We start from the raw sequence: 10005 nt of genomic DNA on the forward strand, positions 1-10005 counted from the left end.
TCGGGGGCTCGGTGGTGCGTAGGGAGTAGGTGTACATGGACCGCACTAAACCGGCGGTGGTGGGCTGTGGGGGGGGTACGGGTTGGCGTTTAGGGGAGGGGCCCGGGTCCCCATCGGGGTTACGGGGGCCCTTCGCCGTGCCGGCTGGTGCGGCCGGCCGGTGGTTCAGTCGTCGCCCATGCCTCCGAAGAGGCCGCCGCCGGGCCCGCCGCCCCCGCCGGGCCCGCCGCCCTCGATGGTCACGAGGTTGACGGTGCTGCCCTTCTCCGCCTGGGTGTTCGGTGCGGGGTTGCTGGTGATCACCTTGGCGTCCGGCTTGTCGACCGAACCCGGGGTGAGCGCGACCACGAAGCCGAGCCCTTCGAGCTGGGCCTTCGCGTCCTGGTACGACTTGCCGCCGAGGTCACCGGGGATCTGAACCTGCTCCGGCTCGGCCGGCCCCTTGGAGACCTTGAGGACGATCTGCACGTCCTTGGCCTGCTTGCTCGGGCCTGCGGGGGTCTGCTCGACCACCTCTCCGGCCGGCTTGTCCGAGTCCACGTCGGCCCGCGAGACGTTGGTGAACCCGAGCTGGTTGAGCTGGGCGACGGCGGCGTCGTACTGACGGGTGCGCACGTCGGGCATCGGGTCGGTCGACTGCTTGGCCACGGTGATGGTGATCTCGGCCCCGTCCTCGGCCTGGTCGCCGCCCGGCGGGTCCTGCTTGATCACGGTGCCCTCGGTCTTCTCGGACTCCTTCGTGGTGACGTTGACCGTGAAGCCCTTGTCCTCCAGGACATCGCGGGCCCCGTCCTCGGACTTCTCCAGGACGTTGGGGACCTCGACCGTGGGCGCTCCGGTGGAGACGACGACCGTGACGGTGCCGTCCTTGTCCATCGTCGCGTCGGCCGACGGGTTCTGCGAGCAGATCGCGCCCTTCTCCTGCTCCTCGCACGGCTCCTCGGCGCCGACGTTCACGGTGACGCCGGATCTGTCCGCCAGCGTCTCCGCTTCCTTGAGCGTGGAGCCCACCAGGTTCGGCGCCTTGACCTGGTCGTCGCCCCCGTTGTCGGAGAAGATCACCCGGCCGATCAGGATCGCGCCGATGAGCACCAGGATGCCCGCGACGACCAGCAGGATCGTCGAGGTGTTGTTCTTCTTCTGCCGGCCCCGGCGGCCCTGGCGGTCGTCGTAGCCGTAGCCGCCGTCGTCCGGGTTGACCGGGGGCAGCATCGAGGTCTGCGCGTTGTTCGGGTCGGCCGGGCGCAGGGCGGCGGTGGGCTGGTCGGCGTTGTAGCCGTCGTAGCCCCCGTACCCCGCGGCGCCCATCGCCGCCGTCGCCGCGACCGGCTGGCCGTCGAGGCATGCCTCGATGTCGGCGCGCATCTCGTCGGCGGACTGGTAGCGGTAGTCCGGGTCCTTGGTGAGCGCCTTCAGCACGATCGCGTCCATCTCGGGCGTGATCTCGGGGTCGAAGTTGCTCGGCGGCTGCGGCTCCTCGCGGACGTGCTGGTAGGCCACCGCGACGGGCGAGTCCCCGACGAACGGGGGCCGCACGGCGAGCAGCTCGTACAGCAGACAGCCGGTGGAGTACAGGTCGGAGCGCGCGTCGACCTGCTCGCCCTTGGCCTGCTCCGGGGAGAGGTACTGGGCGGTGCCGATGACCGCGGCGGTCTGCGTCATCGTCATCCCGGAGTCGCCCATGGCGCGGGCGATGCCGAAGTCCATGACCTTGACCTGGCCGGTGCGCGTCAGCATGACGTTCGCGGGCTTGATGTCGCGGTGGACGATCTGGGCCCGGTGCGAGTATTCGAGGGCCTGGAGGATGCCGACGGTCATCTCCAGCGTGCGCTCGGGAAGCAGCCTGCGCCCGGAGTGCAGCAGTTCCCGCAGCGTGGAGCCGTCGACGTACTCCATCACGATGTACGGGATGGAGACCCCGTCGACGTAGTCCTCGCCGGTGTCGTACACGGCGACGATCGCGGGGTGGTTGAGCGAGGCGGCCGACTGGGCCTCACGGCGGAACCGGGCCTGGAACGACGGGTCGCGGGCCAGATCGGCCCGGAGCGTCTTCACCGCTACGGTGCGGCCGAGCCGGGTGTCGTGGGCGAGGTAGACCTCGGCCATGCCACCACGGCCGAGCACCGAGCCCAGCTCGTACCGGCCGCCGAGGCGACGCGGCTCTTCCATACTGTTCCAGCCCTCTCCGTCAGTCCCGACCGCACCCGTGTGTGGTCCGCGGCGGTGCGCTGTTCGCGCATACGCTACCGGGCACGGGTTACGTGATCAGCCCGCACCCGTCAGCCGATATCCGACCGGTATGCGATGTCCGGTATGGCGGGCGGCGGCCGTGACAGGTCTCACTTCTTGCTGTCGATGACCGCCTTCATCACGTCGCGCGCGATGGGGGCGGCCAGGCCGCCACCGGAGATGTCGTCCCGGTTGGCGTTGCCGTCCTCGACCACGACGGCGACGGCGACCGGGGAGCCGTTGTCGGTCTTCGCGTACGAGATGAACCAGGCGTACGGCTTCTCGCTGTTGTTCAGACCGTGCTGGGCGGTACCGGTCTTGCCGCCCACTGTGACGCCGGGGATCTGCGCGTTGGTTCCCGTGCCGTCCTTGACTACGGTCTCCATCATCTGCTGGACCTTCTGGGCGTTCTCACCGGAGAGCGCGCGGCTGAGTTCCTCGGGCTCCGCGGTGTAGACCGGGTCCAGGTTGGGCGCCTGGCGCTCGGCGACCATGTACGGCTGCATCAGCTTGCCGTCGTTGGCGATCGCGGAGGCCACCATGGCCATCTGGAGCGGGGTGGTCCGGTTGGACGCCTGCCCGATGCCGGCCATGGCGTTCTGCGGCTTGTTGTCCTCGGGGTAGATGCTCGCGTCGGCGCGGACGGGCGTGAAGACTTCCTTGTTGAAGCCGAACTTGTCCGTCTGCTCGATCATCTTCCGGTTGCCGAGGTCGTCGCTCATCTTCCCGAAGACGGTGTTGCACGACCAGCGCAGGGCCTCCCGCAGCGAGGCGTTCTCGCAGGGGATGTTGCCCTCGTTCTGGAGGTCCCTGTCGGTCTGCGGCAGCCTCCAGGGAAGCGGGGACTCCGTCTTGGCGTCGATGTCGTCGTAGAGCCCGTTCTCCAGGGCGGCGGCGGCGGTGACGACCTTGAAGGTGGAGCCCGGGGGGTAGGTCTCGCGCAATGCCCGGTTGAGCATCGGCTTGTCCTTGTCCTTCAGGAGCTTCTGCCGGTTGTCCGAGTCCTTCATGGAGTTTCCGGCGAAGACCGAGGGGTCGTAGGACGGGGTGCTCGCGAGGGCGAGGATGGCGCCGCTCTTGGGGTCGAGGGCGACCACCGCGCCCTTCTTGTCGCCGAGCCCCTTGAAGGCGGCCTTCTGGGCGTCGCCGTTCAGCGTGGTGACGATGTTGCCGCCGCGCTTCTTCTCGCCGGTGAACATCGACAGCGTCCGGTCGAAGAACAGCTGGTCGTCGTTGCCGGTGAGGATGCCGTCTTCCAGGTTCTCCAGCTGCGAGGAGTCGAAGGCCTGGGACGAATAGCCGGTGACCGGTGCCCACAGGGGGCCGTCCTTCCAGACCCGCTTGTACGTGAAGTCGCTGTCCTCGGTCTCGGCGGAGCCGGTGATGGCCTTGCCGTCGACGATGATGTCGCCGCGCTCGTGGGCGTACCGCTCGATCTCGACGCGGCGGTTGTACTTGTGGCTGTTCAGCTCGTCGGCACGGACGTACTGGAGCCAGTTGTCCCGGATCAGGAGAGCCATGACGAGGATTCCGCAGAAGATCGCGATCCGGCGCAGCGGCTTGTTCACGGTCGGACCACCTGGGTCATTTCGGCGTCGGTGGAGGGCGCGGGTGCCGGTGCCGGGCGGCGGGCGGTGTCGCTGATCCGGATGAGGATGCCGATCAGAGCCCAGTTGGCGATGACCGAGGATCCGCCGGCGGCGAGGAACGGCATCGTCATACCGGTGAGCGGGATGAGCCCCATGACACCGCCGGCGACGACGAACACCTGGATGGCGAACGCGCCGGAGAGTCCGATGGCCAGCAGCTTGCCGAACGGGTCGCGGGCGGCCAGGGCGGTGCGGACACCGCGCTCGACGATCAGCCCGTACAGCAGGAGGAACGCCATCACCCCGGCGAGCCCGAGTTCCTCGCCCACGGTGGCGAGGATGAAGTCGGAGTTCGCCGCGAAGAGGATGAGGTCGGAGTTGCCCTGGCCGAGGCCGGTCCCGAGCGTGCCGCCGGAGCCGAAGGCCATCAGCACCTGGGCCATCTGCTCACTTGCCTGGTGGGTGCCCCAGCCTGCGAAGGGGTCGAGCCACGCGGTGACACGGTCCTTGACGTGCGGCTCGAAGGAGGCCACGCCGACCGCGCCCACGGCCGACATGGTCAGGCCGAAGACGATCCAACTGGTGCGCTCGGTCGCCACGTAGAGCATGACGACGAACATGCCGAAGAAGAGCAGCGAGGTGCCGAGGTCGGTCTCGAAGACGAGGATCAGGATCGACATCGCCCAGACGACCAGGATCGGACCGAGATCCCGTCCGCGGGGCAGGTACATGCCCATGAAGCGCCGGCTGGCCAGGGCCAGGGCGTCGCGCTTCACCATCAGGTAGCCGGAGAAGAAGACCGCGATGACGATCTTCGCGAACTCACCGGGCTGGATCGAACCGATTCCCGGAATGGTGATCCAGATCTTCGCGCCGAACTGGGCGGGGAAGAACATCGGCAGGATCAGCAGAATCAGCGCCAACACCATGGAGATGTAGGTGTAGCGCTGGAGGATGCGGTGGTCCTTCAGCAGGACCAGCACGCCGATGAAGAACGCCACGCCCAGCGCCGAGAAGATCAGCTGCTTGGACGCCGCCGGCGCGAAGCTCTTGAGGGCCAGAAGCCGTTCGGACTGGTCCAGCCGCCAGATCAGCGCAAGGCCCAGCCCGTTGAGCAGGGTCGCCAGCGGCAGCAGCAGCGGATCGGCGTACTTGGCGAACCTCCGCACCGCGAGGTGGGCGACCCCACCGAGCAGCGCGAGCCCCGCCCCGTAGCCGAGCATGCCCGCGGGCAGTTCGCCGTTGAGGGCGAGGCCCACGTTGGCGTAGGCGAACACCGAGATGGCGACGGCGAAGACGACGAGCGCCAGCTCGGTGTTACGGCGGCTCGGTGCGTCGATCGCGCCGATGGTGGTCGTGTTGGTGACAACGCTCATGGTGCTGAAGGCCCCCTACGGCTTACTGCTTACCGCACTGCGGGACCAGCTTCTTCTCTTGCTCCGAGAGGCTGGGGCCGGGAGTGGGAGCGGTGGTCGGCTTGGTCCCCTTGGCGGAGGACGTGGCGGAAGTCCTGGTGGCGGGGGCCCCGGCGGTGCCGCCGGCCTCGCCCTCGCCCGTACGGGCCCGGTTCTCGGCGTCGGCCGCGCGGCGCTGCGCGTCCTTCTTGCAGGCGGAGGCCTGGGCGGCCAGCTCGTCGATCTTCTCGCGGGCGTCGGTGATGTTGCCCTCGGCGATGGTCGACTCGACCTGCTTGCGCTGGTACGGCGGCAGGTACTTGAGCTCGATCTCGGGGTGGTTCTTCTCGACCTTCGAGAGCGAGACCCAGGCGAGGTCCTGGCTGATGCCCTGGAACAGCGCCACGTTCTCGTCCTGCGCGCCGACGTAGTACTGCGTCTGCGTCCAACGGTAGCCGCCGTACAGACCGCCGCCGATCACGGCCAGCGCCAGCACGATGTAGACGGAACGCTTCAGCCATTTACGGCCGCCGCGCGGTTTGACGAAGTCGTCGTCCGTATACGAGTCGTAGGAGCCGTCCGGCATGCCCCCGTAGCCGGGGTCGCCGCTGCCGGGCGGGCCGAAGCCGCCGGCGGGCGGGGGTACGGGGCGGCCGAGGCCGGCCGCGCGGCCGGCGGGCGTCTGCATGGCGCCGCCGTCGCCCAGCTGGGCCTGGTTCTCCGCGACCGCGCCGACGACGACCGGGGTGTCGCTGAGCTGCCCGGCCAGGGTGTCGTTGTTGTCGACGTCCAGGACGTCGGCGACGATGCAGGTGATGTTGTCGGGGCCGCCGCCGCGCAGAGCGAGCTGGATCAGCTCCTGGATGGTCTCCTGCGGGCCCTGGTAGCTGGCGAGGGTCTCTTCCATCGTCTGGTGCGAGACCACACCGGAGAGGCCGTCGGAGCAGATCAGATAGCGGTCGCCGGCGCGGACCTCGCGGATGGAGAGGTCCGGCTCGACATGGTCGCCGCTGCCCAGTGCCCGCATCAGCAGGGAGCGCTGCGGGTGGGTGGTGGCCTCTTCCTCGGTGATCCGGCCCTCGTCCACCAGGCGCTGCACCCAGGTGTGGTCCTGGGTGATCTGCGTCAGGACGCCGTCGCGCAGCAGGTATGCGCGGGAGTCGCCGACGTGCACCAGGCCGAGGCGCTGACCGGTCCAGAGCAGGGCGGTGAGCGTGGTGCCCATGCCCTCCAGCTGGGGGTCCTCCTCGACCATGACGCGCAGCTGGTCGTTGGCCTGCTGCACGGCGGTGCCGAGCGAGGTCAGGAGGTCGGATCCCGGGACGTCGTCGTCGAGGGGGACGAGCGTGGAGATCACCTCGGAGCTGGCGACCTCACCGGCCGCCTGACCGCCCATGCCGTCGGCGATGGCGAGGAGCCGGGGACCGGCGTAGCCGGAGTCCTCGTTCCCCTCCCGGATCATGCCCTTGTGCGAACCGGCGGCGAAGCGCAGCGACAGACTCATGCGCACCTGCCCCGTCGGGTCCGCCTCGGGGTACAGCCTGTCTCGAGCCACACTGCCCACCCTCCGGTCGGGAACCGGGCAGCGTCCGTCGTCCAGGCCGCCGCGGCTCGCTCGCTCCGCTCGCTCATTGTCGTACTACTTCCGCAGCTCGATGACGGTCTTGCCGATACGGATCGGCGCGCCCAGCGGAACTGGTGTCGGGGTGGTGAGCCGGGTCCGTTCCAGATACGTGCCGTTGGTGGACCCGAGATCCTCGACGATCCACTGGCCGTCACGGTCCGGGTAGATCCTGGCATGCCTGCTGGACGCGTAGTCGTCGTCCAGCACGATCGTTGAATCGTGGGCCCGGCCCAGGGTGATGGTCTGGCCCTGGAGCGCGACCGTCGTGCCCGTGAGCGTGCCTTCGGACACGACCAGCTTTGTGGGTGCCCCACGGCGCTGCCGTCCGGGCTGCTGGCGCTGCTGGGGCGGCGCCGCTTGTTGTTGTTGGCGGCCCTGCTGCGGGCGCGCGTCGGCGGCAGTGCGGCGTGAGCCGCGCTGCGTGACGCGCGTTCCGAACAGGTCGCTGCGGATGACCTGTACGGCCACGATGACGAACAGCCACAGAACAGCCAGGAAACCTAGCCGCATGACCGTCAGGGTCAGCTCTGACATTGCCCCCGCTTCACCCTTCGGCTTGCCGGTAAACGATGGTGGTGCTGCCCACGACGATCCGCGAGCCGTCGCGGAGCGTAGCGCGGGTGGTGTGCTGCCCGTCTACCACGATGCCGTTGGTAGACCCGAGATCCTGGATCGTCGAGGGCGTTCCGGTCCGGATCTCACAGTGCCGGCGCGATACGCCGGGGTCGTCGATCCGCACGTCGGCGTCGGTGGATCGTCCCATCACCAACGTCGGGCGGGAAATCTGGTGGCGCGTGCCGTTGATCTCGATCCAGCGTCGCGTCCGGGCGTCCGGCAGGGGGCCGGGCGCGGCCGGCGGGCGCCGGTCGTTCGTGGAGGCCGGGGGCCGTCCGGCGCCCGGCGGCGGGGCCGCGGGCATCGGCGGAGCGGTGCTCGGGGGGTAGCCGTAGCCGCCGGGAGCCTGCGGGGCGGCGGGCCGCCCGGGCGCGGACCGGTCCGGCGACGCCTGGTCCTGCTGTGACGAACTCGACGCCAGCGTGCGGCTGCGGACCCGGTAGAGCCCGGTGTCGAGGTCGTCGGCCTTCTCCAGGTGGACCTTGATCGGCCCCATGAAGGTGTAGCGCTGCTGCTTGGCGTAGTCGCGCACCAGGCCGGAGAGCTCGTCGCCCAGCTGACCGGAGTACGGGCTGAGCCGCTCGTAGTCGGGGGTGGAGAGCTCGACGATGAAGTCGTTGGGGACGACGGTCCGCTCGCGGTTCCAGATCGTCGCGTTGTTGTCGCACTCGCGCTGGAGGGCGCCTGCGATCTCGACGGGCTGCACCTCGGACTTGAAGACCTTGGCGAAGGTGCCGTTGACCAGCCCCTCGAGGCGCTGCTCGAAACGCTTCATGACCCCCATGGGGCACCTCCTCCGTTGTCATCGTCCCTGTACTGCTTACTGATCGTATCCACGCGTCGGGAAATCGGCTGGTTCCCCTTGTCTGGCCTGTGGATGAGTGTCACCCCTCACACGGATCGTAGAGGTGGCCTCCTCACAGTGTCCCGCACTCGGGACGCACTCTGGAGGAGTGGGGGGCGATGGTTCGGGGTTCCCGCTTCCCCTCCCGGAGCCGGCGAAACAACGGATGTGAATCCACCCTGTCCAGCGTGCTAATCTTCCGTTTGTCGCCAGGCGCTCACCCCCCAAAGTGAGAGTCTGAAAACACCACTCATGCGCGAGTGGCGGAACGGCAGACGCGCTGGCTTCAGGTGCCAGTGTCCTTAGGGACGTGGGGGTTCAAATCCCCCCTCGCGCACAACGGCAGTCGCTTGCGGCTGTTGAAGTTGATTCGAGAGAGCCCCCGCTTCGGAGAGATCCGGAGCGGGGGTTCTTCGTCGTTGCGTGCTCCGGAGGGAGTCGCCCCGTGTTTTCGTCGGGCGGGCGGGGTACGGACAGCCGGGTAGGAGAGGGGCTGAGGGGAGGGCGGCAGCGGTCGTCCGCAGGCGGTGATCCACCGGGGTGCGGGCACGGTTTCCGGACAGACCGATGGCCGGTGCAACGGCGTACTTGCATACGCTGGCCGCAGAGGTTGGATCGACGGCGTCTCGGCGGTGAAGGGTTGAGCGCACAGAACGTCCCGGAGGCAGAAAATGGCGAAGCAGGCTCGCGCGGTCCAGACGTGGCGGTCGATCGTGGATGCCGCGGCGAGTGTCTTCGACGACTACGGCTACGAGCGTGCCGCCATCTCGGAGATTCTCCGCCGCGCCAAGGTCACCAAGGGGGCCTTGTACTTCCACTTCGCCTCCAAGGAGGCCATCGCGCAGGCGATCATGGACGAGCAGACCTCCACGGTCGAGTTCGAGCAGGAGGGATCGCCGCTCCAGTCCCTGGTGGACGGCGGCCAGCAGTTCGCTTTCGCCCTGCGCCACAACGCGATGGCCCGGGCCGGTACCAGGCTCTCCATCGAGGGCGTCTTCCTCGGCGGACCGCATCCGTGGGGCGAGTGGATCGACGCGACCGCCCGGATGCTGGAGCTGGGGCAGGAGCGCGGCGAGGTGTTCCCGCAGATCGACCCGATGGTGTCGGCCAAAATCATCGTCGCCTCGTTCACCGGTATCCAGCTGGTCTCGGAGGCCGACTCCGGGCGGGCCGACCTGCGCGAGCAGGTCGCGGAGATGTGGCGCCACATCCTGCCCTCGATCGCTCACCCCGGTGTCATCGCCCACATCAAGCCCGAGGGCCGGGTGGATCTGGCGGCCCAGGCGCGCGAGAAGGCGGAGCGGGAGGAGCAGGAGGCCCGGATCGCCGCCGAGGCCAAGGGGGCGGGGGCCGATCCCGCGAAGGACACCGGCTCCCGGGCGGGCGGGTCGGGCCTGCGGGGCGGTGGAACCGGTCGCGGTACGCGGACCGGGCCTGCGGGCGACGAGGGCGACGAGGAGCCTGCGGGCGCGGGCGCGGCGGCGGCCGGAGGGGCTGCCTGATCCGCGACCGGACGTGCCATGTTTCACGTGCCATGTTTTGCGTTCCATGTTTCACGTGAAACGTCCGATTGATCATGATGCGGCGGGGGGGGGGGGCGGGGCGGGGGGGGCGCGGGCCCCCCCCCCCCGGGGGGGGGGGGGGGGTTTTGGGGGGGGGGGGGGGGGGGTGGGGGGGGGGGGGCGGCCCCGGTTTCGGACCGGGGCCAGG

At 69.3% G+C, this 10005-nt stretch carries 7 protein-coding genes and 1 tRNA gene; 2 read left to right on the forward strand and 6 right to left on the reverse strand.

What is annotated here, in order from left to right:
* Positions 1-165 precede the first annotated feature (165 nt).
* From pknB to JS521_RS15275, 6 genes are all read right to left on the reverse strand, one after another.
* The gene (gene pknB / locus JS521_RS15250; RefSeq protein ID WP_205083529.1) at positions 166-2169 is read right to left on the reverse strand and encodes a Stk1 family PASTA domain-containing Ser/Thr kinase; all 2004 of its coding nucleotides are present in this window, start codon (positions 2167-2169) and stop codon (positions 166-168) included.
* Between the two features lie 170 nt (positions 2170-2339).
* A complete protein-coding gene (locus tag JS521_RS15255; RefSeq protein ID WP_205083530.1) occupies positions 2340-3797 on the reverse strand; it encodes a peptidoglycan D,D-transpeptidase FtsI family protein in 1458 nt (485 codons plus the stop codon).
* Positions 3794-5194 carry an FtsW/RodA/SpoVE family cell cycle protein gene (locus JS521_RS15260; protein ID WP_205083531.1) on the reverse strand — a complete coding sequence of 467 codons (1401 nt, stop codon included), beginning with the start codon at positions 5192-5194 and terminating at the stop codon, positions 3794-3796. The genes JS521_RS15255 and JS521_RS15260 overlap by 4 nt, the downstream gene beginning before the upstream one ends.
* Positions 5195-5216: 22 nt before the next feature.
* Entirely contained in the window at positions 5217-6716 is a 1500-nt protein-coding gene (locus JS521_RS15265) for a PP2C family protein-serine/threonine phosphatase (RefSeq protein WP_205083552.1), read from the reverse strand.
* 135 nt (positions 6717-6851) lie between these two features.
* Complete coding sequence (locus JS521_RS15270) at positions 6852-7370, reverse strand: FHA domain-containing protein FhaB/FipA (RefSeq protein ID WP_003967913.1); 519 nt, start codon at positions 7368-7370, stop codon at positions 6852-6854.
* Between the two features lie 10 nt (positions 7371-7380).
* On the reverse strand, positions 7381-8235 hold the full coding sequence (locus JS521_RS15275; RefSeq protein WP_205083532.1) for an FHA domain-containing protein: 855 nt from the start codon (positions 8233-8235) through the stop codon (positions 7381-7383).
* Between the two features lie 314 nt (positions 8236-8549).
* Here JS521_RS15275 and JS521_RS15280 point away from each other — a divergent pair.
* Together JS521_RS15280 and JS521_RS15285 are read left to right on the forward strand one after the other, a co-directional pair.
* Positions 8550-8632: transfer RNA gene (locus tag JS521_RS15280), tRNA-Leu, on the forward strand.
* Between the two features lie 334 nt (positions 8633-8966).
* On the forward strand, positions 8967-9797 hold the full coding sequence (locus JS521_RS15285; RefSeq protein WP_205083533.1) for a ScbR family autoregulator-binding transcription factor: 831 nt from the start codon (positions 8967-8969) through the stop codon (positions 9795-9797).
* Positions 9798-10005 lie beyond the last annotated feature (208 nt).

Origin of the sequence: Streptomyces durocortorensis (assembly GCF_016901035.1) — a bacterium.
Lineage (GTDB): Bacteria > Actinomycetota > Actinomycetes > Streptomycetales > Streptomycetaceae > Streptomyces > Streptomyces durocortorensis.

What these genes read in the sequence shown, in the direction of transcription:
- pknB (WP_205083529.1), bottom strand. Translation starts at nt 2,169, where the DNA reads ATGGAAGAGCCGCGTCGCCTCGGCGGCCGGTACGAGCTGGGCTCGGTG.
- JS521_RS15260 (WP_205083531.1), bottom strand. Translation starts at nt 5,194, where the DNA reads ATGAGCGTTGTCACCAACACGACCACCATCGGCGCGATCGACGCACCG.
- JS521_RS15265 (WP_205083552.1), bottom strand. Translation starts at nt 6,716, where the DNA reads ATGAGTCTGTCGCTGCGCTTCGCCGCCGGTTCGCACAAGGGCATGATC.
- JS521_RS15270 (WP_003967913.1), bottom strand. Translation starts at nt 7,370, where the DNA reads ATGTCAGAGCTGACCCTGACGGTCATGCGGCTAGGTTTCCTGGCTGTT.
- JS521_RS15275 (WP_205083532.1), bottom strand. Translation starts at nt 8,235, where the DNA reads ATGGGGGTCATGAAGCGTTTCGAGCAGCGCCTCGAGGGGCTGGTCAAC.
- JS521_RS15285 (WP_205083533.1), top strand. Translation starts at nt 8,967, where the DNA reads ATGGCGAAGCAGGCTCGCGCGGTCCAGACGTGGCGGTCGATCGTGGAT.